This is a genomic window from Vampirovibrio chlorellavorus (assembly GCF_003149375.1).
Taxonomy (GTDB): Bacteria; Cyanobacteriota; Vampirovibrionia; order Vampirovibrionales; family Vampirovibrionaceae; genus Vampirovibrio; species Vampirovibrio chlorellavorus_B.
The window spans coordinates 180,771-207,361 of record NZ_QFWH01000001.1 but is presented as its reverse complement, the minus strand read 5'-3'; the positions used below and the strand labels follow the sequence as shown (position 1 = coordinate 207,361).

Below are 26,591 nucleotides of genomic sequence, written 5' to 3'. Positions count from 1 at the left end.
CCATGTCTGGAGAAAAGACAGAAAAGCCAACAGGCAAGCGCATCTCGGATGCGCGGGCCAAGGGACAGGTGGCCAAAAGCCAGGACTTCAACGCCGCGCTGGTCATGATTGCCGTCACCTGGATTATGGGATCGATGGGGCCATACACCGTTAATACGGTCTACGCCCAAATGCAGTACACCTTTGGCCAGTTGCTAACCAGCCCGGCGGTGTTGCAACCCATGACCCAGGATGGCTTTGACGCCATCTTCTCCGGCACCTTGCAGTCCATGATCTGGCTGATGCTGCCGTTTTTGCTTTCCGTGTGCGTGATGGCCGCCTTGTCCAACCTGGTGCAGGTGCGTCCCCTCTTCACCATGCAGGCCATCTCTCCCAAGCTGGATAAACTGAACCCGCTGAATGGCTTTAAGCGCCTGTTTTCTACGCGCTCGGTGATTGAAGTGGTCAAGGCCCTGCTCAAAATGACCATCATCGGCACCTGTGGCTATTCGGTCATCAGTGGGCATTTGCAGGAACTGATGGGCTTGGGCGCTGTGGATGTGCCCACCGCCTGGGGGGTCATCGTGGGCGTGGCCGGGGAAATCGCCAAGCAGGGCTGCATTGCCTTTTTAATCATCGGCATCGCCGACTGGCGCTATCAGGCTTGGGAACTGGAAAAGCAGTTGCGCATGTCCAAGCAGGACATCAAGGACGAACGCAAAAATTCCGATGGCGACCCCATGATGAAAAGCCGCATGCGCCAGATGGGCATGAAGATGATTCGCACCCGCCAGTTGGCCGCCGTGCCTACCGCCGATGTGGTGATTACCAACCCCACCCACTACGCCATCGCCCTGAAGTACGACCCGGACATTGCCCCCGCCCCGGTGGTGGTGGCCATGGGAAAAGATATCTTCGCCCAGAAAATCAAGGAAGTGGCCAAAGAAGCAGGTGTCCCCATGGTGGAAAACAAGCCTCTGGCTCGGGCCTTGTACCCGGTGGTGGAGGTGGAAGCCATGATTCCGCCGGATTTGTTTGTGGCCGTGGCCGAAGTGCTGGCCTTTGTGTTTGCCAAACATAAGGGACGTCGGTTGGCGGCCCAAAAGCGCTCCAAGGAGGCCGCCCAGAAAGAAGCGGCCAAACAGGAAGCCAAGCGCAAGCTGCGGGAGGAGGCTAGCGAATGAGCGCTCCCAACAAAAAAATGCCTCGGCTGGGCTGGAAGGACTTGCTAAAGCACAACGACGTGCTGTTGGCGGTAGGCATCGTGTTTGTGGTCACCATGATGGTGATCCCTCTGTCGCCCTTGATTCTGGATGTATTTCTGACCCTGAACATCGCCCTGTCGGTCACCATTTTGCTGGTCACGCTCTACACGCAGGAGCCGCTTCAGTACTCCACCTTTCCCACCATTTTGCTGTTTGCCACCTTGTTCCGGCTGGGCCTCAACGTCAGCACCACCCGGCTGATTTTGCTGAATGGGGAAGCCGGGCAAGTGGTTCACGCCTTCGGGAACTTTGTGATTGGGGGCAATTACGTGGTGGGTATGCTGATCTTCATCATCCTCATCATCATTAACTTCATCGTTATCACCAACGGTGCGGGCCGCGTCTCGGAAGTGGCCGCCCGCTTCACTTTGGATGCCATGCCCGGTAAGCAGTTGAGTATTGATGCCGATTTGAACGCCGGTATGATCGATGAAAAAGAGGCTAAGCGTCGTCGGCAAAACATTCAGCGAGAGGCCGATTTTTACGGAACCATGGACGGTGCCAGCAAGTTTGTGAAAGGCGATGCCATTGCCGCCATTATCATTACGGTCATCAACATTGTGGGCGGCCTGATTATCGGGGTGATGCAGATGGGCATGCCCTTGGAGCAAGCCGCCGCCACCTTTACCACCTTATCGGTGGGGGATGGTCTGGTCTCCCAGTTGCCTGCCCTGATTATTTCGGCGGCCACCGGTATTCTGGTCACCCGGGTCAACGATTCCGAGGTCTCTCTGGGGGATGAAATCGGCGGGCAGATGTTCCAGAATCCCAAGGTTATGGCCATTATGGGTAGCCTGATGCTGTTGATGGGCATGATTCCCGGTTTGCCCAACTTGCCCTTCCTCACCGTCGGAGCCTTGGCCGTGGGCGGGAGTTTTCTGCTGGTGAAAAATACCCGGGAAAAGGCCGAGATGAAATTGCTGGAAGACAACAAGGCCAAAACCGTTCAAAAGAAAAAGACCACCACGGAAAATGTTCTGGATTTGCTGCAAGTGGAAACCATGGAGCTGGAAATCGGCTATCGGCTGGTGCCCCTGATTGAGGCGGAAGCCGGAGGCGACCTGCTGGAGCGGATCGCCCAAATTCGCAAGCAGGTGGCGCTGGAGTTTGGTTTTGTACTGCCCTCCATTCGGGTGCGAGACAATTTGCAATTACCGCCCAACCAGTACAACATCAAGCTGCGGGGGGTAACCATTGATCAGGGGGAGGTCATGGCCGATTTGTGGCTGGCCATGAGTACCGATCCCGATATCATCGAGCCCATTCAGGGCATTGAGACCAAGGAACCCGCCTTTGGCTTGCCCGCTTTGTGGATTGAAGCCGACGAAAAAGAGCAGGCCGAAATGAACGGATACACCGTGGTCAGTGCTTCGGCGGTTGTCTCTACGCATTTAACGGAATTCATCAAGAAAAATTCGGCGGATATTCTGGGCCGGGCCGATGTCCAGAACCTGTTGACCAACGTGAAAAAGTCCAACGAAAGCCTGGTGACCGATTTGGTTCCCGATACGCTCACCGAAGCCGAAATTCAGATTATTTTGCAGAATTTACTGCGGGAAAAAGTCAGCATTCGGGACATGGTGACCATTCTGGAGTCACTGGGCTATCACTGCCGGGTGAACAAAGATCCGGATTACCTGACCGAGCAGGTGCGCATGGCCCTGTCCCGCAGTATTTGCAAGCAGCACCAAAACCCGGACACTGGAGAATTGCCCGTGTTAACCCTGGATCCGACTGTGGAAGAGCAAATGGCCCAGGGACTGACGCAAGACGGGCAGACTTTGGCCCTGGGGCCCGTGTTTACCCAAAAACTGTTTGCCGCCCTCAATCAGGAAATAGAGCGGGTCATTGGGGCCCACGGGGTGCAGCCGGTCTTGCTGTGCAATGCCCGCTTGCGGCTGCCGTTCAGGCGCATGATTGAGCGCATGCTGCCCCAAATTGCCGTGTTGTCCTATAACGAGATTGGCCCCAGCGTGAAGGCCACCGCTGTGGGCTCGGTGCGGGTGGATTTGGCCCAATTGGCTTAAACGGAGTCGCTGACGTGGAGTGTGTTTGGTCATGAAACTGAATAGCAAGGTAGGCGGAATCTGTGCCAGTTTGACTTTTCTGATTACGGCCATCCCCGGTTTTTACCAGCAGGCCCGGCCCACGGACTTGAATTTCATCGCCGCGAACAGTTTTTCCGGAATGGCGGTGGTGGAAACCTTGGCCATCAGCTTGCTGGGAGCCATGGCTGCCTGGATGATCGGCTACACCATTGGTGAGATCCTATCCAACCCGCAGAAGGCCGCCAAACAGAAAGCCCAACCAATGGAAGTGTCTGCTCCCCCACCCGTCGTCCCCACGGCGTCATCCGGGGTACCTGAGGACAATCCGGAGCCTGACGAGGACAGTGACCTGACAGCATCACCCGAATCGGCCACCGCTCCAGCGGCTGAAACGCCTGATTTGGAATAAACGCTGCTTTTTAGCGGTTTTGGGGAAGTGTTTGCTATAATAGGTTATTAAATTGGAATGGTTGCGTTGAAACTAAAGTTTTTGGCAACCCTGCCGATTTAATAATTACCGTTTTCCCTAAAGGAAAAAGGTGTGTTGGAAGTAAACCCGCAAGGTTACATGGGTACAGTCGAACCTCCAGGCAGTCCAAGGCCAGCCGATTATTCAGGGACTCCCACCTATATCGGCCCTCGTGAAAACGCATTTCAGCATGCGGAATCCTCACTTTGGGTCGCCTTTCTGGTCAACATCGCGGTGGGGGCCATCAAGTTCCTGGCCTGGATCTTTTCCCAAAGCCCGTCCATGTTCAGTGAAAGTTTGCACTCCTTTGGCGACGCCGTAAACAGCATTGCCCTGATTCTGGGGAACAAGTTCAGTCAACGCCCCCCGGATCGCAGCCATCCTTTTGGCTACGGGCTGGAAGCCAATGTGTGGGCCCTGGCTGCTTGCGTTTTTCTCATTGGTACGTCCGTCTGGGCGGTATCAGAAGGCTTTCAGCACTTTACCGCCAAATATCCGGAAGTGATGACCCTGCAGGGCTTCCTGACCTCTGCGGTCATTCTGGTTATCAGCATTTTACTGGAGATTGTCGCCGTGCGGCGGGCTTCCCAGGCGGTGCTGGAGGAAATGCAGATTACCCCGCGCAACGAGCTGGAAATTTTTACCCTGGCCTTTGCCAACATTAAAAACGTGTTGAGTCCCACCACTCGCTTTGTCTATTACGAAGACAATATTGCCTTGCTGGGTGCTTTTTTGGCCCTCAGTGCCATTTCGGTGTCCTATTTCGTGGTGCATTCCGGGCTGGTAGTGCCGGAATCGCTGGCTTTGCCCGCGTTTCTGTCCTGGGCGCTGATGCGCTTTGACGCCATGGTCTCCATGTTGATTGGCGGCTTGTTGGCTGGGATGGCCATCTATCTGTTCCGTCATAACCGGGGCATTCTGACCCAAAGTTCAGCCTCTCCCCGGGTGGAGAAAAAAATTACCGATTTGGTGACCAGTATGCACGGGGTTTCGGAAATTCTGGATCTCAAAACGCTGGATCACGGCATAGCGGGTTTGACCGTCCATTTGAAGGTTCAAGTAGATCCCTACATTCAGGTGAAAGATGTGGATGACCTGACCGAGCGCATCAAGCATAAAATTCAGCGCCGCATTGTGCAGGCCTCGCAGGTTTTTGTGGAAGTGCTGGCCGATGAATCCGAGATTGAATGGGGCGAAAAGTTCAATGCCCTGGTGGAACAAGGCCGTAAAGAGGGTGTACTGGACGCCCGCTCCGAAATTCTGCTGAAAAACGTCTATGATTTCAGCGAAGCTACGGTGAAAGACATTATGATTCCCCGGATTGACGTGGAATACGTGGATGTGGAGACCCCCTTGTCCGAAGTGGCTGACTTGATGATTGAAACCGGCCACTCTCGCCTGCCGGTGTTCAAGGAGAACGTGGATGATCTGGTGGGTCTGGTTCATTCTCGCGATGTGTTTGATCTCATCCGCAAAAACCAGATGGAAACGCCGCTGGCCAGCATTGTGCGGGAAATTGATATTTTTCCGGAAAACAAGGGCATTAGCGACTTACTGGAAGACTTTAAGCGCAACAAAATCCGGATTGCCGCCGTGGCCGATGAACATGGCGGCTTTGCAGGTCTGGTGACCGTGGAGGACGTGATTGAGGAGATCATCGGCGAAATTTGGGACGAGCATGAACCTGAAGAGCCCATGATGACCGTTCTTACGCCCAATCGGGTTCAGGTCAACGGAAAATGCGAAATTGAAGATCTCAACGAGCAACTGGATCTGAACATTCCCTTTGATGATTTCAAGACCGTGGGCGGTTATGTGTTTGGCGAATTGGGCCGAGAGCCGGAGGATGGCGATGAAGTCACCTTTGAGGATCTCAAATTTACCGTCAAAGAGGCTGATGGCCCCCGTATTGTCAGCGTGATGATTGAATCTCCCGTTCCGTTTCAGTTGAAACGTGAATTTTCCCCGGAGTCCAGCAAGGGCAATGGCCCGGTTAACGTGGCTGATTAGCGAAATTTTGCGGTTGGGACTTATGAATCGGCCGTGCCTACTTGTGCGGCGGCGGCTTTGAGGCGTTGCCACTCCGCAGGGCTCATCACCGGCTGGGGTTCCAGTAAGGGCGGCTGTTGGCGAACCGTCTGGCTGATGGCTTGTACCCTTTTGGACAGGCTGGGATGATTTTCTCCGTATATTTTCCATTCCAGTTGCCGCCACCATTGGGCCTTGCTTTTGTTGTGGGCCATGTTTTCAAAGGCGCTCAAGTAGCCATCGGTGCCAAAGCCCGCTTTGGCAAGCAACCGAATGGCATTGGTGTCCGCTCGGGCCTCGTCCTTGCGTTCCATAAAAGCGGCCCACTGGAAACTGCCAATCGGTACCAATAGAGAAATCCCCAGGCTTTTTACCAGGCTGCGCACTCGGAAAACCCACGCGGCCAGCTCATCCGCCAGGAGGGCGACACCGACTGCAATGCCATGACGAACTTTTTTAGCTTTAACGTCTTCAAACTGCACGTGGCTCAGCTCGTGTGCCAGTACAAAGGCCAATTCCTCCGGGGACTTGGCCTGTTTTAGGGCATCCAGATGAAAGACCACGGTGCCATTGCCATAGGCGGCGGCGTTATAAAACGGTTTATTCACTATCAGGATTTTATGGGGCTTGGGAATCCCGTTCCGGGCCGCGATTTGCCGGGCCATGCGTGTGAGCGGCAGGGTGGCTTCCGGCATATATAGTGGCTTTGAGCGGCGTAGCATCCACTCATCAATTTTGGAGGCGCACTGGCGATTTGGTGAGTGTGCGGTAGGCACTGGTCGGGTGGCGATGAATTCGTCCGGAAGGAGCATGGGCTCTGCAAGACGGAACGAATGGATGACTGGCGGGCCTTGAGGCACGGCGGGAGGGACAAACGGCGGATCGATAACGACCGGAACCATAGGCAGATAGGCTCCCATTGAATCCACAGACATGCAGAACTCCCTGTAACGGTTTAACCCACATCTTTTTTTAAAGACTGGCTCCAATATAAGGCACAGGCATTTGAAAATCCAGCGGATGACAGTGCCAAGATCAGGAGGCTTTTTAGCCGTCCACCGTGCTTGAGTCTTCCGTGCTTAAAAAGTTGGCATCCCGGATCAGGACCCATTGCCCGGTGGGTTCTTTGCGGAAAACGGATAAAACCGGCCCTTTGCGCTCTATGGCTTGTGCGCTGCCCTTGGGCGTAATGGTCAGATGGAGGTAGCTTTGGCAATAAGCCAGGTGACCCGATTCCTCCATGGCCTCAATGCGCCAATCCACAATTTGTAGCTGCACGCTTTGCCGAATGGCGCTGAAGCTGTTCAGAAAATCGTCTCGGGTGATGGGTGGATGATCCGCCACCAGAAAGACCGCATCCTCGGCCATCAGGGAGCCAATGGTGTCCAAATCTCCCAGCGTGGAGGCCTGATGCCAGGTTTGCATCAGGGAATAAATGGGGTGATTCTCAAAAGGCTTGGCCATGGCGGGTTTCCTGCTTGCAGAGAGTTTCTAAAGGTTTGAGGGCGGCTTCCAGTGTTTGCAGGACTTTGGGGTGCAAGGCCTCGGGGCTTTCCGTGGCATCGAACACCCGGATGCGTTGGGGTTCTTGTCGGGCCAGATCCAGAAAACCCGCCCGCACCTTGTTGTGGAATTCAGCCTTCTCTCCTTCCAGCCGATCGGCTTGCCCCCGGTGGTTGACCCGCTGGGCCAATACCGCCGGTTCCGCGTCGAACAGAACGGTTAAATCCGGCTGTTTGCCCTGGATGGCAATGTGGTTCAGCTCCCGGATGGTATCGATACTCAAGCCCCGCCCGTATCCCTGATAGGCCAGCGTGGAGTCCATATGCCGATCGCAAAGGACAATGGTGCCTTTGGCCAGGGCTGGAAAGACCACTTCATCCATGTGCTGGGCCCGGTCAGCGATGAATAGCAGCAGTTCGCTCAGCGGAAACACCGGCCCTTGCGAGTGTAGCAGAATCTGGCGTAGTTCCTGCCCGAAGGCCGTGCCGCCCGGATTGCGGGTGGTCAGCACGGAATAGCCCTGCGCGATTAAGGCTTCGGCGCACAGCGCCAGTTGGGTGGATTTTCCGCAGCCGTCCAGTCCTTCAAAGGTAACAAACAGTCCCTGCTGTAATACTGTGTCCATGTGTGTTTCATCCGCCCGACGGTATCGCTGGTTTCGCCTTCCATTATATACAAAGGGCTGAGCGGCGTCGGTGATCACTCCCGAATTTTGGGCGGCAATACTTTTAAGCGGCGGTTGGGCTCATCGCCAATGCTTACGCTGGTGAGATGGTGCTTTTCCACCAGTTCGTGCTGCATGCGGCGAATGTAGGAACGGCGGGGGGCCAGTTCCACGGCCAATTTTTCCGACAGGGCCGTATCAATGGCTTCTTGCGCTTCCCGCAAGGCCATTTCCACCTCATCTTCAAACGGGGTTTGGGCGATTTGTCCGGCAAAGGCCCCCGCTTCGGCGTCCAAGGCTTCCCGCAAGGCCCGCTGAATTTGGGGCATGGTGTTGGTTTTGGCGTAGAACACCGGCACTTCGTAATCCTGGGCCAGTTTCAGGATTTTGGAACCGGGCCGGGCGTTGGCCTTGATGGCAATCACGGCGTTGGCGTCATAAACGTTTTTGGTAATGCGCACATGGTGCAGATTCAGCCGCTCCAGAATGCGATCCAGATAAGACTTACTGATGCCATACACAAACACCCGATACTCTTCCTGCCCCACGGGCAAGGCGGCCAGGTCCCGAGGGTGTTCAGAAAACTCTCCCGGATTGAAGCTGCCGGGTTCCGGCTCCATGATATGGCCGGGCATTACTTCAAAATCGGTTTTTAAAACTTTGGTGGCCCCGGTTTCGCTGTCGATTTTACGAATTTCGGGGAACAGGGTCCAGCCCCGCAGCAGGTGATCCACGGCTTCGGCCACGTCCGGGTATACGGCCAGGGTATGGCGATCCCGAATTTCGATGCAGATATCGAAGGTGGGTTTTTTGGCCCGCTCCTGAATGGTTTTCTGAGAGGCCCGGCGTTTGGCCTCCTCATCGCCCAGGGTCACAGTCTGAATGCCTCCGGCCAAGTCGGAGAGCATGGGGTTTTTGACCAGATTTTCCAGGGTATGCCCGTGGGCGGTGGCCACCAGAATGACGCCCCGCTCGGCGATGGTGCGGGCGGCCATGGCCTCATCTTCAGTGCCGATTTCATCAACGATGATCACTTCCGGGGTGTGGTTTTGCACCGCCTCGATCATGGTTTCTTTCTGGCGATCCCGATCCGGCACTTGCATGCGGCGGGCCCGACCCACGGCCGGGTGCGGAATATCACCGTCTCCAGCGATCTCGTTGGAGGTATCCACAATGACCACCCGCTTTTGGCCTTCTCCGGCCAGCAGCATGGCAATTTCCCGCAGGCGGGAGGTTTTCCCCACACCGGGGCGTCCCAGCAGCAGCACACTTTTGCCGCTCTGGATGATGTCTTTAATGGGATCCACGGTGCCGGTGACCAGTTTACCCACCCGGCAGGTCAGGCCCACAATATCCCCTTGCCGGTTGCGCATGGCGCTGATGCGGTGCAGGGTGCGGGGAATCCCCGCCCGGTTATCGCTGGTAAAGTAGCCCATGTGCTTGACCACGTGATGAATTTCATCCAGGGTGACTTGCTGCTCGCCCAGTTCCAACAGTTTGCCTTCGGAAAAGCGGGCTTCCGGCAGGCGTCCGAGATCCATGACGATTTCAATTAAATCTTCGATATCAACCACTTGAAGCGCGTGCCGGATGCGCTCTGGGAGAATTTCAATGAGCAGTTGCAGATCAGTAGCGATGGCGTTTCCCTCAAAAATCACAGGATGAGATGGCGATACCACAGAATGTTGAGGCTGATTCAACGGCTGCAGAAAATTTCTGCTCGCTTGGGCAGGCTTTTTCAGTGTCACTTTCCTCTTGAATTGGTCCCTCTTGCCCTCATTATATATTAGGTTGGGCAGACTGTCCTGAAAATTTGACGCTGATGCCTATTTCTTATTTTACCCGGTTGTGCGGTTGGTGGCTACGCACGGCTAGAAAGAGCGCCATCGATCCTGTTGAAAGGCTTGTGTAATTCGGTGGGCTTGGTGTGCCGCCTCTTCCGGTGAAAGGTTCCATACCGCTTGTCGGGCCATGGTGCCCATGCCCACCCCGGCGATAAATTGCGCCTCGGGCGCTTGCAGCAGGGTGGCGGTATGCCGGTTGATACCGCCGGAAATGGTGATGATGGGCGGGGTCAGTCCGGCTTGCTCAAAGGCCAGGCGGGTTTGCAGGGCCGATTTCAGGGCCGGGCGGGAGGCCTCCGGGTGATCATTGCCCGACATGGGGGCGCCATCAATTTGCAGAAAGACGGGCAGCGGGTGGGTTTGCTGGGCGGTTTGCACAAAGCGAATCATCTGCTCTGCGGGAACAGTTTCGGGGCGGAAGCACAGGGCCAGGAGCTTGTTTTTTAGCAGGGGCCGCCAGCGAATGAGGAAGGCTTCCAGCATATAGGGATCGATATAGTGGCTGTGAATCTCCACCGCTTCGGTGGCCGGATGACTCAAGGCCGCTTCAATCTGGCTTTCCACCTGAAAGGGCAGTAAGTGCAGGGCCTCCGTGGGGCAGGTGGGCACACAGCGCCCGCAGCCATAGCAAAGATCCTGAGAAATAGCCAACGTATCCGGCAGGGTGATGGCTTGGGTGGGGCAGGCGGGCAAACACAGCCCGCACTGGATGCAACCGGGCTCATTCAGTTCAATTTTTCGGAAGTGCGGGTCTGGATCGAGGGGCACGCTGACCATCAGCACGGCGATTCTGCTTTGGCTGTTTTTCATTTCCTGCTGCACCAGGCCAATCAGGCTTGCGTCCGGGGCGATATCAATGCAATCCACGCCTGCCCTTGAATACGCCTGGCTGACGGTGGCGATTTTGCCCGCTTGCGTGAAGCTGCCCCCGCCAATGAGCTTGAAAAAGCGCCGCTGCAAAAGGGCTTGCCACATGCGGGCCTGAGCGGCGCTGAGTGAGGCGAGGGGGGCGGGTTTTGGCAGTGGGGAGAGGGGAAGGCTCATGGTGCTTACACCATAGCCAAAGGATGGGCGGGGTTCAACATGCGGCCCCGCTGCGTTTGCGGATTGCTTGTTTGCTGAGTTGGGTTTGAGGTATAAAATAGATTCATTCTATGCCGATGTAGCTCAGTTGGTAGAGCAACGGTTTCGTAAACCGTAGGTCACGAGTTCAAGTCTCGTCATCGGCTCCACTATTCAAGCGGCTTTCAGGCCGCTCTTTGTTTTTTATAAGGGCTTTCGTGGGACGTTCTTGGGGCAGTTGTCCTCGAAAACTGAATCAATATAGATTTTTTATGTCATTTTTTGTCTGGGTAGATTTTAAACAAGCTAAGTGATTCGCTCCGTTTCTTTACCCCCCCTAGCGCCCCAGAAGAAAGCACCTTCACAATCCATCTTATGAACTGAGCTTTAAACTTGTTGCCTGCCTTTTATTCTGACGCTTCTGGCTTGGCATCTATGTACTTGAGAATGTCACGCTGGAAGTAGTTTCGCCCATTGCGGCGTTCGTTTTCAGGGATGAAGGGCATAAGACACTCTTCAGGCATTTCTTGAACCATTTTTTTAAAGCGTCTTCCTCTTTCCAGCATGATCAACGCTGCGCGAGCATCTGAGTGGAAGTCTAATATTGGTTCAAAAAAGCAGGTGGTATCTGGGCTGTATGATAGCCCCTCTGGTAAGTGCCGGATGATGGCGTTAAAGATCGCTTCAAGCCTTGAAACACCTTCGCATAATTCCTCTAGGGTAATGGGGTATTCTTGACTGAAGTTATCCAGATCCAAATGCCCAAGATGCTTATTGCGCTTCTCTCTTACAGTCTCCAGAAGAATTGCTAAATTTTGTATTTGACTCTTGATGGAGCTGTAGTCTGGGTTTGAAGTGGGCACGATATTTTGCAGGAGTGTTGTAATAGTGAGATTGTTGTACCTTCCCATTGTAGGTGCATCGGTGAGTTTGGAAAGTCTCATGACAATTGACTCTACAATGGCATTTCTGCAATAGACAAAGAAAGTTCCAGCCGATTCGTTGATAATCTCGATACGGTTATTGTTTTTACAGAATAATTGCTTGTAAAACTCAATGTAGACACTTATCTCTCGCAGGATTTCATACACCTTTTTAAGCTGAGCTTCGCAAACGTGATTATCAACTTGTAGCGGCATTGTCTGACCTCTCAAAATAACGTGCCAAACTGTCAGGGGTTTACTTTGGCAGGCAGTGAGATAACAGCGTAACATGGCTGGGGCTTTAGGCAGCAGGCAACTTAACAGAATTGCTCTCCCCAATAACGGAGAGAGCAATAAGAGACTGGGTTTTATGAAAACCTTCTTTAAACGGCCAGAAGCCAGGGTTGGGGATCGGCGGGCTTAAAGCCATCGGCCTCGTAACCAGCGGCGCTCAGCTCGTCCTTGAACTGCTCCGGCTGCTTGGCGGCGTCAATCATAATGGATGCCACCAAATTCACCGCCTCCGTCCAGCTGGATTCCATCTCGTCCGTCCAACTGCCCTCTGTGGATAAATGCTCTTTCAGCACGGCAATCAGATTTTCTCCCACCGCCGGGTAATGGGCCGCTTCGGTACCATATTTCAGGTGACGAATACCCATGGCATGCAGGTAAGGCACCAATTTTTCGGTGTTGTTCACTCCGGCCACAATGGCTCCCAAGGAGGCCATTAATTTTTTGTGCTGTTGCTCCGGTGGGGTGTTGAACAAGGGGCGCACTGCCGGGTATTTTTCAAACAGGCGCTGGTAAAACCGCATGCCCAGCGCCTGTGCGCCGCCATTTTCCTGTTGGGCACGTTGAAAGGTTTCAGAAAGCAGGGCTGTGTTTAAGCTCATGGGATTTTTCTCCTTTAAAATACGACGATCGAGATTGTTTCACGCTTTGAGCGGGGAAATGGGCAAGACACGCTTTTCATACTCCATATCTCTTTTAGCATACCTTATGCGGATGGTGGGGGAATATTCGGGGTGAGGAATTCGTCTGTTCTCAGCATAAATGGCTCAGCCCTTTCGTGCCTTGACTCAGGTCAACTCTCCTCAAATCCCTGTGTTAGCATACAGGAAGCAACCCGGGAAACCCGCCATGTCTGCACCCATACTTCTTGAAAACCTACGGCACTGCTTTTTCTTTGACGCACTGGCTGAGAAGGACCTTCAGGCGGTCGTGGCCATGGCCGTACTGCGGCAGTATCGAGCCGGGCAAAGGATATTTTTGGAAGGGGAGCCGGTGGAGGCTTTCTTTCTGCTGGTTTCCGGCTTGGTGCAGGCCTATAAAATGGGCCCGGATGGCAAGGAAGTGGTTCTGCATCTGGTGCAGCCCGGAGATGTCTTTGCGGAATACCCGGTCTTTGGCGGGCTGGCCCACTATCCGGCCTCGGCCTTGTGTCTGGAGCCGGTCACCCTGATTGCCATACCCGCGGGCTCGTTTAAAGTGCTGGTTGCGGATAAGCCAGATATTTTACTGGCCATGCTGGCTCGCTTTTCCAGACGCATTCAGGAATTTGGGGCCATGATTGAGGACTTGTCCCTGCGCAGCGTGGATGCCCGCCTGGCTCGGTACCTGTTGGCCACCAGTGATCAGCATCAGGGGTCATCGATCGTTTTGATGCAAAAAAAGACGCTGGCCGCCATTCTGGGTACCGTGCCGGAAACCCTGTCCCGGGCCTTCAAGCGCTTCAGGCAGCAAGGGCTCATTCGCATGGACGGCACCATCGTGCAGATTCAGGACCGGGCAAACCTGCAGGCATTGGCGAATCAGGACTGAGGGCGTCTTGGAGGCAGGCCTCTTGAAGTCGAGCAATCCGGCGGGCCCCTGTGGTCAGGGGGCGTGCCCCTGAAGCCGAGTGGGTTTAACGCTGCTGCTTTGGGGGCATAACCGGGGTATTAACCGATAAAGTGTCAGCAATGAGCCAAGTCGAACAGTCATCGGAGAAAAAGCCGTTCCCCTTGAACGTGGTTCATAGCGGGGAAGGGTGGAGCATTGCCATCTTGTCGGAAAACGGGGAAAACCGGCAACTGCTGAAGCCCGGCTGGAAAGGAGAAAAAACGGCATCCTACCAGTTCCCCACCGAGCAAGCTGCCTGGAATTTCCTGAAGCAGATGTTTAATTTCTGCCTGCAACAGTCTCGCATGCAGCATACCGCCTCGGAAAAAATCAAGAATTGCAGTCAGTGTGGGGCTATTTTCAAAGCCACCGTGTTTGATCATTGTCATCACTGCTTGCAGGAAAATGAATTTGTTCTGCAGCAAATCTGGCAAGGCTTTTACTATCTGGCGGGCTCGGAAAAAGGGGCCCTGCAAAAAGCGGCCTTCCTGCTCAAAATTCCTTATGAAGAGTTTGCCCAGGTGCCCGATGCCTTTCAGGCCATGGTGCAGCGGCATTTGGAATTAAATATGGCCCTGGAAAAAGCCCGTGAAGAACGCCTTCAGCAGCAAAAAGTGGCAATGCCGGGTAGTGAACAGGCCAAGGGGTTGCGCAGCCAAACCTTTCGATAAGCTGGCCTCCATCATTTATGGGTTACGGTGACCCGCTGCAAGGCGCTAGGATGAGCCTAGTACTGACCCTTGCGAAAGGATGGACGGATGCCGGTTTCCCTGTCTCTGGCCATGATCGTTAAAAACGAGGAACGGGTGCTGGGGCGTATTCTGTCTCAGGTGGCTGGCCTTTGTGATGAATTGGTGGTGGTGGACACGGGCTCCACGGATGGGACGGTGGCTTTAGCCCAGTCCTTGGGGGCCCAGGTGTTTCACTTTGACTGGATTGATGACTTTGCGGCGGCTCGCAACGAGGCCTTTTCCCACTGTACGGGCGATTGGATACTGTGGCTGGATGCCGATGACCTGATCACAGAGGCCCATGGTCAGGCCTTGTTGGCTTTGAAGCAATCGGTGTTGAGCGATCAACTGGATGCGGTGGTGTGCAGTTATGAGATTGCCTTTGACGCCAATGGACAGTGTCTGATCTCCATGCCCCGAGAGCGCTTACTGAGGCGGGCCGCTGGCGGTTGCTGGCAATTCCCTATTCATGAGGCCTTTGTGCTGCCCGAGAACGCCGTCATTCTGGAGCGTCTGGATATTGCCATTGAGCATCACAAGCCGCCCGAGTATCGGGAACGTTCCGTGGATCGCAATTTAAAGCTGTTGGAGGCCCTGATTGAGCGGGGCGATCACTCCCCCCGTACCTGGTATTACTATGGCAAGGAATTGCGGCATCACGGGCTTTTAGCTGAGGCCATTGCGGCTTTTTCCCGGCATCTGGAACTCAATGACCATGAGCGCATCAGCGCTTATCAGGCCATGCATAATGCCATGGGCTGCTGCATGGAGCTGGAGCGTTACGAGGAGGCCCTGCGCTGGGGGCATCGGGCCTTGGCTACCGATGGTCGGCGGGCGGAGGTCCTGATGGATCTGGGGGTGGTGTACTATCGTTTGGGTCGATATGCCGAGGCCGTACCTGTCTTGGTGGCGGCCACCGCCTGCCAAAAACCCGGCGTGGGACTGATTGTGGAAGATTCTTACACCTGGAAGCCTTACCATTACCTGAGCCTGTGCTATGAAGGGCTGGGGGATTACCCAAAGGCCATTGATGCGGCCCTGAAAGCCTACCCCGGGATTCCGGACAAAGCGGTCATTCGGGACAATATCCTCTGTTTTGCCCGTAAGTTGGGTTAGACCGAGCTGATACCCTCAATTCAAAAAGAGCGCCTTGGCGGGGGTTGTTATTTTGCTTGAAATAAAGTATCTTTATATCAAGATAAATAAACCAGAAAAGGCAAACCATGCGTCACCCCCATCAGGAGCCGTATCAAAGCGCCCACCTGTGGCTAGTTCTGATGAAAGCCACCCAGGCCATCCGGGAGCATGACCTGAAAAGTATTGAATCCTCCGGTCTGTGTTTTTCTGATTTTGCCACGCTGGAAGTGTTGCTTCATAAAGGCCCCTTGCCGGTGAACCTGATTGGGGAAAAGGTCCAGCTGACCAGTGGTTCCATTAGTACGGCCATTGATCGTCTGGAAAAACGAGATTTGGTGCAGCGGCAGTCATCACTCACCGATCGCCGGGTTCGGCTGGTGCAGTTGACCGAAACCGGTCGGGCGCTGATTGAGCGGTTTTTCGAGCAGCATCTGCAAGCCTTGTCCGTGGCTACCTCCGGTTTAAGCGGTGAAGAGAAAACACAGTTAATCCACCTGCTTAAAAAACTGGGAAAGCAGGCCAAAAAACTGTCTCAAGGCACAGGCTGATCGCTTCTTTGGGCTCCCGAATTTGCACAAGCCAAGACCATACAAACCAACAAGGAGATGAATCGATGAACTTGAACACCTGCTTTCAATCTAAAACCTGGCCTTCGGTGGGCTTATTGGCCTTTCGTGTGGTCATGGGTATTGCCTTTGTCTTTCACGGCTTGCCCAAGGCCCAAAATGCCTTTGGCTGGATGGGGGAAGGTACTATTCCCGGCATCTTTCAGGCCTTTGCCGCCTATGCGGAAGTGCTGGGCGGCGCCGCTCTGGCCCTGGGCTTTTTAACCCCACTGGCCAGTCTGGTCTTGATTGGCACCATGGTGGGCGCTTTGGGTCTGGTTCACATCCCCGGCGGACACCCGTTTGTAAGCTCCAGCGGAGAGAGTTCTTCCGAATTGGCTGCAGTGTATCTGAGCGGTGCCTTGCTGTTTTTGCTGAACAGTGCTGGCAAATTTTCCGTGGACTACTGGCTGTGGAGAGCCAAATTCAATTCGGCGCAAACGTCTGCCTAGGTTAGGCCTCCCGTCACCACCCATCAGAAAGGAGCAGGGTTATGAACACGCTGGGCAAACGCACCGTTCGAGGCAGTCAGGAACGGGGACGCACCCGTATTGACTGGCTGGACAGTTACCATACTTTTTCCTTCGGCGCTTACGGCGCTTACTTTGATCCGCGCTTTCATCATTTCAGCGATTTGCGGGTGATCAATGACGATCGCATTCAGCCGGGCGGAGGCTTCCCCACCCATGGGCATCGGGATATGGAAATTCTCACGGTGGTGCTGAAAGGCGAATTGAGGCATCAGGACAGTCTGGGCAATGGCTCCATCATTCGTCCCGGAGAAATTCAGCGCATGACCGCAGGAAGTGGCGTGATGCACAGCGAGTTCAACGCCTCAGGCACAGAGTCTTTGCATCTGTTGCAAATCTGGATTCATCCCCAGGAAAAAGGCTTGCCGCCCGGTTACGAGCAAAAATCGTTTGTGGGGGACGCAGCTTCAGTAGATGCGTTGGAAGATTTGAGCAGTGCGGCGTTTCAGTGCATTGCCTCTCCTGCCGGGGAAGGCGCTGCGGTGCGTATTCATCAGGATGCCTATCTCTACCGGGCCTCTCTGGATGCGGGTCAACGGGCCACCTTCGATCTGTCCTCGAATCGCGCTTATTGGGTGCATGTGGCCACCGGTCAGGTGCAAACAGAAGGACAGATTTTACAGGGAGGGGATGCCGTGGGTCTGACAGAGACCGATGCGCTTCTGGAGCTGACGGCTCAGGCTCCTGAAACGCAGCTATTGCTCTTTGATCTGAGACAGCCCTGATCCGTACTGCCGGATTTTGCGGCAATTTTTTAATTTGGCTCAGCTTCGTGGTTTTTTGCATGGCGTGGCGTTTGAAAACGCAGGGGCCATGGCTTTTGCGAGGCTGGGCTTTCTTTTTTTGAAGCTCTGCATAAGGGTTGTTGGGGTTCGATTTGGTTCAAGATATTTTCACGCTTGAGTTTGACACTGTCCTCTAAAAAAGTTTATAAAAACAATATAAACCGTGAAACTTTCGCCTGGAGTGAGTAAAACCTTTGGCAGTGATCAGTCGTAAGCGTGGTTAAGTTTGTCCTGCCCAAGGTGAATGATGTGTTGTAGGAATAAGCGCTTGTTTGCTTTTAAGGCCAGCGCTTTTAAGAACAGTGGAGTTGGATCAATGAAAAAATCCCTAGGATTCTCTTTGGCTACGTTAACGGCAGTGGTGTTGTTGCAAAACAGCAATGCGTTTGCCTACCAGTTAAACGCGGCGGACAGAACGTTGTCTGTGACGCCCGGTCAAACTGCTCAGGCCACAACGGCTGATCTGAAAAGTGTGCTGAGCTATCTGTCCAGCTTGAAAGACAAAAGTAAGCCCTGGCGGGTGTTGATGGCTCCGGGTAAATATCTGGTCACCAGTCAGCTTACCGTTCGCAATTTGCAGAACGTGGAATTTGTCTCGGATATGAACAAGCCAGCCCAGCTGATTAAGGACGCCAGCTGGAATGCCACCACGGGTGGTGAATACCTGCTGAATGTGACCTACAGTAAAAATGTGTCCATGATCGGTATGCAGTTTTACGGCCAAACTGATTATAAAAATAATGCCGATCCGGTGTGGCCGGATCAGGGTGTTTACTTTGGTTCCTGCGATACGGTGCTGATTCGCAATAACGGCTTTTTCAACTTCGGAAATAGCGCCCTTCGGGTGGCCACCCACGAGCGGGATCCCATTCCCGGGGTGAACAGTCGCAACACGCAAGTGCTGAATAACCTGTTCAACAACGTGTATCAAATTTCCACCACCACCAACGATACCGTTCACGGCGGCACTCAGAATTACTTGCTGCAAGGCAACGTATTCTACAACCTGCGGGGGTCCATCAAATTCGCCACCCGCACGGCTGGGGCAGAGAACATCAAAATTCTGAACAACCGGGTCAATGGTGGCAGTCACTATGGCATTGAGATTAATAATTACAATAACGTGGAAATTCGTGGCAATCAGTTACAAAATATTCAGGAATTCGCCATGAATATCTACACCAATACACGGGCCACGGGCTCCTTTAACTGGGGAGAAAACTACACCATTGCTGATAATGTTATGACTAACGTGGGCAAGGGCTTGCGCTTTAGTACCGAACCTTACGCCGATGGCACCAAAGTGTATGGCAAGAATCTGCAAATCACCAACAACATCTTTAACGGGGTGACCAATGCCAGTTTCGGTGGGGCCGCCATCTCCCAAATCAACGGGAATATCAATGGTTTGAGTATTACGTCCAATCAGTTGAATAACATCGCCAATAAAAGGTACATCAGTTACACTTCTGGTAGCACCATTACCAGTTATTTGAATAACCTGGTTAATGGAGTTGCTTACGGACCACAGCAAACCACGGCAACCAAGTAATCCCGTAACGGAAAGCAGGCCGGTTTCATTACTGGCCTGCTTTTTCGTTTTTATGGTTCAAACTTTAAATCATGGGATGATTGGAGTGGACAACGTTTGAAGATAACGCTGAATGGGTTCTATGGAATCCTCCGGCCCGAGTTCCTGTATTTTGGCCATGACCGCGGACCCCACAATGACTCCATCGGCCCCCAAGCGAATCATGGTTTCCACATGCTCTCGTTTGGAGATGCCAAAACCCACGCACACAGGTAAGTCGGAACACTGGCGCGCCTGCGCCAATAAATGGCCCAGCGATTGATCGTAGCGTTCTTCCACCCCGGTAATGCCAAGACGGGAAACGGCGTATAAAAAACCACCGGATTGGGCCGCAATTTTGGGCAAACGCTCCGCGCTGGTGCGGGTGGAAATAATGGAGGTGAGCTGCAAGCCATGCTGATCCAGCGCGGGTTTGATTTCGGCGATGCCTTCCACCGGTAAATCAGCAATCAGCAAGCCATCGGCGCCCGCTTCGGTAATATCCCGGCAAAAGCGATCAATGCCCCGAACCAGTACCAGGTTGTAATACACCAATAAACTAATCGGAATGTGCGGATATTTTTGCCGAATTTGTTTCAGCAAACCCAAGGTCTGATCCACATCAAAGCCTGCTTCCAGAACCGTTCGGCCCGCTTGCTGAATGAGTGGCCCATCGGCCACCGGATCGCTAAACGCCAGCCCCAGCTCCAAGGCGCTGGCCCCACCGGCCACAAAGGCATCCACGCTCTCCAGACACCGTTGAGGTGTGGGCCATCCCAGCAAAGTAAAGGGGATTAGGGCGTGGCGTTTTTCCTGTTTCAGGCGGGCGAACAAATCGTCATAACGAGACTGAGTTTGGGCTTGTTTAAGCGTGGACATGCGGGGCTCCCTCCTGCTGGGCCATGACTTGGTGTAAATCTTTATCGCCTCGACCGGAGAGATTGATCAAGATAATCTGCTCCGGCGTTCCCTGAACGGCCAGCGTTTGGGCATAGGCCAGCGCATGGCAGGATTCCAGTGCGGGCAAAATGCCCTCGGTTTCGGCCAGCGTATGGAAGGCGGCCAAGGCCTCCGCGTCCGTGGCAGAAGCATAAACGGCCTCCCCAGTGTTTTGCAGGTGGGCGTGTTCCGGGCCCACCAAGGGGTAGTCCAGTCCGGCGGAAATGCTGTAGGTTTCTCGCACCTGACCGTCTTTATCCTGCAAGGCCAAACTCTTCATGCCGTGCAAACAGCCGGGGGTGCCTTTGGCCAATACCGCCCCATGATGCTCGGTCTCTAGGCCCAATCCGGCGGGCTCTACCCCGACCAGTTGAACGCTGCTATTGCGGAAGCCCTGAAAAATCCCGATGGCATTGGAGCCTCCGCCCACACAGGCCACCACTTGATCGGGCAACCGGCCCGCTTGTTCCAGAATTTGTTGATGCGCTTCTTCCCCGATAATTTGTTGAAAAAAGCGAACCAGCGTGGGATAGGGGTGCGGTCCGGCGGCGGTGCCCAGCAGGTAATAAGTGTCTTGCAGGTTGCTGACCCAATCCCGCATGGCTTCATTAATGGCATCTTTCAGGGTTTTGGAACCCACCTCCACCGCATGCACGGTGGCCCCCAATAATTTCATACGAAACACGTTGGGCTGCTGACGCTCCATATCCACGGCGCCCATATAAATTTCTGTGGGGATGCCCAGCAGGGCCCCGGCCATAGCCGTGGCCACCCCGTGCTGCCCCGCCCCAGTTTCGGCGATAATCCTCGTTTTGCCCATACGTTTTGCCAATAATGCTTGTCCAATGGCATTGTTGGTTTTGTGAGCGCCGCCGTGCAGCAAGTCTTCCCGCTTTAAAAAGATGCGGGCGCCATAGCGTTTGGAAAGATTTTTCGCCTCATACAGCGGGGTGGGACGTCCGGCGTAGTGCTTCAGTAAATGATGATATTCCTTTAAAAAGTCAGCGTCCTGACTGGCCTCTAAAAAGGCGCTTTCCACTTCTTCCAGCGCAGGTACTAACAGTTCCGGCACGTAAACGCCCCCGAAGGAGCCAAAAAAGCCTAGGGATTGCATGATGCGTTTTCTCCATGATTGGGTTGGGGTTTGAAATTTTTTACGCTGTGACAAAAACGCTTTATTTGATCGATGTCTTTTTGTCCGGGCCCTTGCTCCACCCCGGAGGCCACATCGACCCCAGCGGGCTGGAAGGTTTGCAAGGCTTGCTGAATATTATCCGGGGTTAAGCCACCGGCCAGCAGACACGGAAAATCGGATAAGAAAGCGCGCAATGTTTCGGTATCAGCGTCTGAACGAGCCATATCCAAAACGCTGGAACTGCCGCTGCCTTTGGGCAGATCCAAGAGCAGGGTTTGCACTTGAGGAATTTCCAAAAAAGCAGCCGCTTGACGGTGGAGCGCAGAGATTTCCAGTTCGGATCGTTGTGGCAGTTCTGGATGGAGTAGCAGGGTTTTAACCACAGGGACCGAAATCTGAGCGCAGAAGTCCGGGCTTTCCTGGCCATGCAATTGCACCCGATCCAGATTCAGGATTTGAAGGTAATGCTCAATTTCAGGCAGCGATTGATTCTGAAAAACGCCCACCACCTCTACCTTCGGATGTGTCACTCGTAGCTGCCTCATCATTTCTTTGGCCGATTCCAGCGGGACAAAGCGAGGGGTGTTGGGCACAAAAATGAGTCCCAACCAATCGGCGCTTGCCTGAGCGGCGGCCATGGCATCGGTCGGGTTGGTGATCCCGCAAATTTTAATTCGGGGTGCGATCATGCCAATAACGCCTGCAGTTTTTGGATCAGTGCTTCTGGGGTGGGTTCCCGCATGAGTGCGGAGCCGATTAAGAAGCCATCGCAGTGGGACTGCAATCTCACAATATCGGCTTTGTTCTGAATGCCACTGGCTGAGATTTTGAGAATGCCCTCTGGAATCCGTGGGGATAAGCGCTCCGTGGTGGACAGATCCATTTCTAACGTCTGTAGATTACGGTTGTTGATGAGCAGAATAGAAGGGTTGATTTCCAGCGCTCGGCGCACTTCTTCGGCATCCTGTACTTCAATCAGTGGGGTCATGCCCAGTGTTAAAACCAGCTCATTGAGTTCCGCCAGGTGCGAATCGCTCAATGACTTCACGATTAGTAAAACCGCCTGCGCCCCGGCATGCCTGGCTTCATAGACTTGATAGGGATCGATAATAAAATCCTTGCAAAGGGTGGGAAGGGTGACTTGATGGCTAACCGATTGCAGCAATTCTAAACTGCCTCCAAAATAGTGGGCATCGGTTAAAACAGATATGGCCACGCCGTATTGTGCATAAATGGGCAATATGGACGCTAAATCCAGCGTTTCCTGAAGCACCCCGGCAGAAGGAGATGCTGGTTTGATTTCCAAAATGTAGGCCGGTTTTTGGGTTGCGTTGTGAATGGGTTGAATGGCCCGCTCCAGGGCATGTGGCTGGGGAAAGGCCCGTACTTGATTCATCCATTGGTTGAGTGGCCGGTGTTTTTTTCGGTTCGCCACTTCTTCAAGCTTGTGGGCCACGATGGTGCCTAGGACGTTATCAGCAGGCAAACTGTTCATTGACCCTCCGGCATTGTTCCAGCGTGTGTAATGCTTTTCCGCTTTTTAAAATCTGTTTGGCTTCCTGAATGCCTTCCTTCAGCGTGGGAGTTTTTTGGGCGATGAGCAAGCCCGCACCGGCATTCAGGCATACCATGTCATAATACGGCGATTGATCATCGTCCCCTTGAAGCAGTCGCATAAAAATTTTCAAATTCTCCGTAGGACGATGCGCGTTGGGTGGCAATTCATGGTGGCTATTTTTAGACAGCGCATCAGACGAGAAATTAGCTGAAAAATCAGACGGGGAAAGAGTGATTTCAGAAACGCGATTTTGCTCCAGTTGCAGTACCTGCGTGTTGCCGTGGATATCCAGTTCATCCAAACCGGATTCGGCATTTACGATCCAACCCCGCTCACAGGTACCGGTGCTGATTAAATAATCGGCCATGCGTTGTTGCATACCGGGGTGGGAAACGCCCAGCAGCCGATAGGCGGGTTTCACCGGATTGAGCAAGGGGCCCAAAAAATTAAACAGGGTGCGGGTTTTCAAGGTACGACGCAACTGGTTAAACCCGGCCAATTGTGGATAACATTGCGGGGCGAACAGAAAAACCAGACCGCATTGGGCCAACACTTCCGGGATGCGATGCAAGTCCATCCGCTCCGAAAAGCCTAGTTGAGCCAACAGATCAAAACTGCCGCTGGCGCTGCTAAAGCCCCGATTCCCGAACTTCACCACTGGGATGCCCGCTGCCGCCAAAATAAAGGCCACCGTGGTAGAGGTATTAAAGTGGGGCAATCCGCTGCCGCCAGTACCGCAGCAATCCATCACCGGTACGGATGGTACAGCCAAAGGAAGGGCGGTTTCCTGCAGGCAGGCCAAGGCATCGGAAAACAGGGCGGGGGTAATGTGATCCGGGGTCAGTTGGCCCAGTAAATCCAGCGTTTCCGCTTCGCTGTATTCCAGATGAATGAGCTGGCGCAGTTGATCACGGCTTAGCATTGGGCTAGAAAATTCCTTAAAATCTGCTGGCCCTGCGGGGTGCCAATGGATTCCGGGTGAAACTGAATGCCGTACAAGGGCTGGGTACGGTGCCGCATGGCCATGGGAATGTTACTTTCGGCATCGCGGACGGTAATTTCCAAATCTGCAGGCAGGGTCGTTTCATCCACCAACAGGGAGTGATAGCGCATGGCCTCAAAGGTGGACGGAAGCCCCTCAAACAAGGGACTGGCAACCACCTGGCGCATGGGGCGGCTTTCCCCGTGGACGATTTCAGGGGCGGCAATGACTCCACCCCCCAAATAATGGGCCATGCCCTGATGGCCCAGACAGACGCCCAGCACCGGGCACTTCAGTTCCGCTTGCTTTTGGATAATCTCGGCGCAAATGCCAAAATCCGAGGGTTCCGCCGGGTGGCCGGGGCCGGGGGACAGGATGATGCGCTGTGGTTTTTTAGCCAGTAAGGTTTGGAAATCGATGCCATCGTTCCGGTAGACTTCCACCGGGGCGTCCGTTTCCGCTTGCAGCATTTGATACAAATTAAAGGTGAAGGAGTCGTAATTATCAATAATCACGACGGGTTGCGCTGCGGGCATCGGCGTCCATCCTTTCCGCCATCAGAATGGCTTTAATCATGCTTTTGGCCTTGTTGCGGGTTTCTTCGTATTCGGATTCCGGCACGGAGTGATGCACAATGCCAGCTCCGGCCTGAATGTGAGCCGTATTCTCCTGAATGAGGGCGGAGCGAATGGCGATGGCCCCATCGGCGTTCCCACTGGCGTCGATGTAACCCACCATTCCAGAATAAACGCCCCGCTGCTCCGGTTCCAGCTTGGCCAGCAACTGCATGGCCCGAATTTTGGGAGCGCCACTCACGGTGCCTCGAGGGAAGCAACTTCTCAGGGCATCATAGCCGCTCAAGCCCTCCCGGAGCTTGCCGGTGATTTCTGTAGCGAGGTGCATGACATGGGTGTATCGGAGGATTTGGGCGATTTCTCCCACCGCAATGCTGCCCGGTTGGCAAATGCGCCCTAAATCGTTACGGCCCAGGTCCACCAGCATGCGATGCTCGGCCATTTCCTTGCGGCAGGCCCGCAGCTCTTCAGCCAAACTGATGTCATCCGCTTCCGACTTGCCCCGGGGGCGGGTGCCGGCCAAGGCTTTCAGCGTTACTTGCCCGTTACGGCAGCGCACAAAGGTCTCCGGGGAGGACCCCAGATAAACGAACTCCGGGAATTTGAGGTAATAGGCGTAAGGAGAGGGATTGATGGCGGTCACCGTGCGGTAAATATCCAGCGGGCGGCACTGTACCGGTAACGAGAAGCGCTGGGCCAGCACAATCTGGAAAATTTGCCCTTCCACAATCCACTGCTTGGCCTGATGGATGGCCTTCATAAAATCGGCTTTGGGGGTGGCGTACTGGACGGTGTCAAAAACCTGCTCATCACAGAGTTGGGGCAGGGTGAGCAAGTGGAGTTCCTGAGTTTGCTGGTTCAGGGCCTGCTGAACGGTCTGGAACAGCCGGTGGGTTTCTGCGGCTTCCCGGTGAGAGACCAGGTGAATCCGCCGATACAGGTGATCGAAAATAATCACCGAATCGTACAGGCCCATGTACACATCGGGCACTTTCAATACGTCCTCGGCGGGTTGAGGAATCCGCTCAAAATACTGGGTGGTGCCATAGCCCAAATACCCTACCCACCCGGCGGTCAGGGGCAAATCGCTATATTCGGGGGGCAGCGTTTCCAGCGGGGGCAAGGTTTCCTGTTGCAGGGCCCGCAAGCGGCCCATGGGGTCGGTGCAGGTTTCCAGCCGCTCGGTGCCTTCCCGGTGATTCTGGATAATGGCCGCCCCGTTTTTCAAGCGAAAACTCAGCACGGCATCCAGTCCGATGATGGAGAAGCGGCCCACCTGCCGGTCCCCGTCGGTACTTTCCAGCAGAAACATCAGGGGAAAGGCCGATTGCAGGCGGTGAAATAGGGACACGGGCGTCTCGGTGTCCGACAGGTAACTTTGAATGGTCAGGGGCATAACGGCAGGGGCTCCAATGCGTTTGATTTCAAGCTAAAATTCAAGGCTAAAAACGAAAAAACAGACCCGGGGGCCTGCTTTCTGGAAATCTGGAGTCAATTACGAGCAATGCGTTCAAGGGTAATCAATCCAGCCCGACAGGCCAGTGAGCGGTTGGCTCCACCACCACTGCTGCAATTGGGTTGGTTGTGTTTCGGTTGAAAGCATGAAAATTACTGGGTCGTTATTGACGTTGAGCTACTATCATAGCCGCTCGTGGGCCTGCTTTGTCAAGCGATTATTTGCGAGGCCCGTCAATCCTAGTCAAAAGCGTCCACCCATCGAGGGGCAGACGCTTTGAGACGAGGTGTTGCAAAGGAAGGCGCTGGTTACTTGCGCATCATTTTGCGGACTTCTCCGATGTGGCTTTCCTCTTCGGCCACCATGCGGCGGGCGAACTCTTCAAACATCACGGATTTGTCCTTCACCAAATCCAGCAGTTCTTGATAAAGCTGCATTTGTCTGGATTCATGGGTCAGGGATTCTTCCAGAATGCTGAAGATATCGTGCTTGTGGGTTTCCAGCAGTTGGCCAATGCCCAGAGAGGGGTGTTCTCCCAAGTGGGTGATCAGCTCGCCGCTTTCCTGGGCGTGCAGTAAGGATTCACTGGCCTGACTTTTGAGCCAGGAGGTGATGGGAATACGGTTGGGGCCAAAAACCATAAACGAGTAGTGGGTATAACGCACCACACCGGCCAATTCCATTTCCACAATGCGGTTCAGGGTGTCCACGACTTTGGGAATGTCGAATGTATACTCCGCCATTGGCTCTCTCCTTGTTGTCTTTTAATGTGTTGAGAATAATGACCCGATTCGATTGATGTTGATCTTACCGGAGAGTGGTGCCATCTCCAAATGAATTTGCGTAAACCATTAGAATCGGGGTTATCGGGTTTTCTAAAGTATAAGGTCTGGCTAAAATGCTAAAGTCGCACGCAAAAAGC

General features: G+C 54.0%; 26 protein-coding genes and 1 tRNA gene. 12 read left to right on the top strand and 15 right to left on the bottom strand.

The annotated features are described in order from the left end of the window. The first annotated feature begins 2 nt into the window (after positions 1-2). From flhB to DF283_RS01085, 4 genes are all read left to right on the top strand, one after another. The gene (gene flhB, locus DF283_RS01100) at positions 3-1,163 is read left to right on the top strand and encodes a flagellar biosynthesis protein FlhB (protein ID WP_303672742.1); all 1,161 of its coding nucleotides are present in this window, start codon (positions 3-5) and stop codon (positions 1,161-1,163) included. Further along, a complete protein-coding gene (flhA, locus tag DF283_RS01095; RefSeq protein WP_303672741.1) occupies positions 1,160-3,271 on the top strand; it encodes a flagellar biosynthesis protein FlhA in 2,112 nt (703 codons plus the stop codon). Before flhB ends, flhA begins: the two co-directional genes overlap by 4 nt. Positions 3,272-3,302: 31 nt before the next feature. Next, positions 3,303-3,701 carry a hypothetical protein gene (locus DF283_RS01090; protein ID WP_303672739.1) on the top strand — a complete coding sequence of 133 codons (399 nt, stop codon included), beginning with the start codon at positions 3,303-3,305 and terminating at the stop codon, positions 3,699-3,701. Between the two features lie 132 nt (positions 3,702-3,833). After that, a complete protein-coding gene (locus DF283_RS01085) occupies positions 3,834-5,771 on the top strand; it encodes a cation diffusion facilitator family transporter (protein ID WP_303672738.1) in 1,938 nt (645 codons plus the stop codon). A 20-nt stretch (positions 5,772-5,791) separates the two neighbouring features. Here the strand turns inward: DF283_RS01085 and DF283_RS01080 are convergent, their stop codons facing one another. From DF283_RS01080 to DF283_RS01060, 5 genes are all read right to left on the bottom strand, one after another. Then, positions 5,792-6,724: a M48 family metallopeptidase gene (locus DF283_RS01080; protein WP_303672737.1), complete on the bottom strand. Its 933-nt coding sequence runs from the start codon at positions 6,722-6,724 to the stop codon at positions 5,792-5,794. A gap of 112 nt (positions 6,725-6,836) precedes the next feature. Beyond that, positions 6,837-7,253, bottom strand: coding sequence for a YybH family protein (locus tag DF283_RS01075; protein WP_303672736.1), 417 nt, complete (start codon positions 7,251-7,253; stop codon positions 6,837-6,839). Then, on the bottom strand, positions 7,237-7,917 hold the full coding sequence (tmk, locus tag DF283_RS01070; RefSeq protein WP_303672734.1) for a dTMP kinase: 681 nt from the start codon (positions 7,915-7,917) through the stop codon (positions 7,237-7,239). Before tmk ends, DF283_RS01075 begins: the two co-directional genes overlap by 17 nt. Before the next feature lie 74 nt (positions 7,918-7,991). Further along, entirely contained in the window at positions 7,992-9,635 is a 1,644-nt protein-coding gene (locus DF283_RS01065) for a R3H domain-containing nucleic acid-binding protein (protein WP_303672733.1), read from the bottom strand. A gap of 192 nt (positions 9,636-9,827) precedes the next feature. Next, positions 9,828-10,844, bottom strand: a complete 1,017-nt coding sequence (locus DF283_RS01060) for a 4Fe-4S dicluster domain-containing protein (RefSeq protein WP_303672732.1) — start codon at positions 10,842-10,844, stop codon at positions 9,828-9,830. A gap of 112 nt (positions 10,845-10,956) precedes the next feature. On the opposite strand from DF283_RS01060, the gene DF283_RS01055 reads away from it, so the two are divergent. After that, a tRNA-Thr gene (locus DF283_RS01055) sits at positions 10,957-11,032 on the top strand. Between the two features lie 237 nt (positions 11,033-11,269). On the opposite strand, the gene DF283_RS01050 is transcribed toward DF283_RS01055, so the two are convergent. Then, a complete protein-coding gene (locus DF283_RS01050) occupies positions 11,270-12,001 on the bottom strand; it encodes an AbiU2 domain-containing protein (protein ID WP_303672731.1) in 732 nt (243 codons plus the stop codon). 167 nt (positions 12,002-12,168) lie between these two features. Continuing rightward, complete coding sequence (locus DF283_RS01045) at positions 12,169-12,678, bottom strand: globin domain-containing protein (protein WP_303672730.1); 510 nt, start codon at positions 12,676-12,678, stop codon at positions 12,169-12,171. Positions 12,679-12,925: 247 nt separating this feature from the next. On the opposite strand from DF283_RS01045, the gene DF283_RS01040 reads away from it, so the two are divergent. From DF283_RS01040 to DF283_RS01010, 7 genes are all read left to right on the top strand, one after another. Beyond that, the gene (locus tag DF283_RS01040) at positions 12,926-13,606 is read left to right on the top strand and encodes a Crp/Fnr family transcriptional regulator (protein WP_303672729.1); all 681 of its coding nucleotides are present in this window, start codon (positions 12,926-12,928) and stop codon (positions 13,604-13,606) included. Between the two features lie 140 nt (positions 13,607-13,746). Beyond that, a complete protein-coding gene (locus tag DF283_RS01035) occupies positions 13,747-14,337 on the top strand; it encodes a hypothetical protein (RefSeq protein WP_303672728.1) in 591 nt (196 codons plus the stop codon). An 87-nt stretch (positions 14,338-14,424) separates the two neighbouring features. Beyond that, positions 14,425-15,513, top strand: coding sequence for a glycosyltransferase (locus DF283_RS01030; protein WP_303672727.1), 1,089 nt, complete (start codon positions 14,425-14,427; stop codon positions 15,511-15,513). 107 nt (positions 15,514-15,620) lie between these two features. Beyond that, a complete protein-coding gene (locus DF283_RS01025; protein WP_303672726.1) occupies positions 15,621-16,082 on the top strand; it encodes a MarR family winged helix-turn-helix transcriptional regulator in 462 nt (153 codons plus the stop codon). Positions 16,083-16,147: 65 nt separating this feature from the next. After that, positions 16,148-16,591, top strand: a complete 444-nt coding sequence (locus DF283_RS01020) for a DoxX family protein (protein ID WP_303672725.1) — start codon at positions 16,148-16,150, stop codon at positions 16,589-16,591. 41 nt (positions 16,592-16,632) lie between these two features. Beyond that, on the top strand, positions 16,633-17,394 hold the full coding sequence (locus DF283_RS01015; protein ID WP_303672724.1) for a pirin family protein: 762 nt from the start codon (positions 16,633-16,635) through the stop codon (positions 17,392-17,394). 376 nt (positions 17,395-17,770) lie between these two features. Beyond that, positions 17,771-19,006 (top strand): right-handed parallel beta-helix repeat-containing protein, encoded by a 1,236-nt coding sequence (locus tag DF283_RS01010; RefSeq protein WP_303672723.1) that lies wholly within the window; start codon positions 17,771-17,773, stop codon positions 19,004-19,006. A 69-nt stretch (positions 19,007-19,075) separates the two neighbouring features. Here the strand turns inward: DF283_RS01010 and trpA are convergent, their stop codons facing one another. The 8 genes from trpA to DF283_RS00970 all read right to left on the bottom strand — a co-directional run bounded on the left by trpA (position 19,076) and on the right by DF283_RS00970 (position 26,412). After that, positions 19,076-19,903 (bottom strand): tryptophan synthase subunit alpha, encoded by an 828-nt coding sequence (gene trpA / locus DF283_RS01005; protein ID WP_303672722.1) that lies wholly within the window; start codon positions 19,901-19,903, stop codon positions 19,076-19,078. Then, positions 19,890-21,077, bottom strand: coding sequence for a tryptophan synthase subunit beta (gene trpB / locus DF283_RS01000; protein ID WP_303672721.1), 1,188 nt, complete (start codon positions 21,075-21,077; stop codon positions 19,890-19,892). The genes trpA and trpB overlap by 14 nt, the downstream gene beginning before the upstream one ends. Beyond that, positions 21,065-21,787: a phosphoribosylanthranilate isomerase gene (locus DF283_RS00995; protein ID WP_303672720.1), complete on the bottom strand. Its 723-nt coding sequence runs from the start codon at positions 21,785-21,787 to the stop codon at positions 21,065-21,067. The genes trpB and DF283_RS00995 overlap by 13 nt, the downstream gene beginning before the upstream one ends. After that, positions 21,784-22,593, bottom strand: a complete 810-nt coding sequence (locus DF283_RS00990) for an indole-3-glycerol phosphate synthase TrpC (protein ID WP_303672719.1) — start codon at positions 22,591-22,593, stop codon at positions 21,784-21,786. Before DF283_RS00990 ends, DF283_RS00995 begins: the two co-directional genes overlap by 4 nt. Further along, positions 22,574-23,578 (bottom strand): anthranilate phosphoribosyltransferase, encoded by a 1,005-nt coding sequence (trpD, locus tag DF283_RS00985; RefSeq protein WP_303672718.1) that lies wholly within the window; start codon positions 23,576-23,578, stop codon positions 22,574-22,576. Before trpD ends, DF283_RS00990 begins: the two co-directional genes overlap by 20 nt. Then, a complete protein-coding gene (locus DF283_RS00980) occupies positions 23,572-24,174 on the bottom strand; it encodes an anthranilate synthase component II (protein ID WP_303672717.1) in 603 nt (200 codons plus the stop codon). The genes trpD and DF283_RS00980 overlap by 7 nt, the downstream gene beginning before the upstream one ends. Next, positions 24,143-25,609 (bottom strand): anthranilate synthase component I family protein, encoded by a 1,467-nt coding sequence (locus DF283_RS00975; RefSeq protein ID WP_303672716.1) that lies wholly within the window; start codon positions 25,607-25,609, stop codon positions 24,143-24,145. The genes DF283_RS00980 and DF283_RS00975 overlap by 32 nt, the downstream gene beginning before the upstream one ends. Positions 25,610-25,977: 368 nt before the next feature. Next, positions 25,978-26,412: a ferritin-like domain-containing protein gene (locus DF283_RS00970; protein WP_303672715.1), complete on the bottom strand. Its 435-nt coding sequence runs from the start codon at positions 26,410-26,412 to the stop codon at positions 25,978-25,980. Between the last annotated feature and the right edge of the window lie 179 nt (positions 26,413-26,591).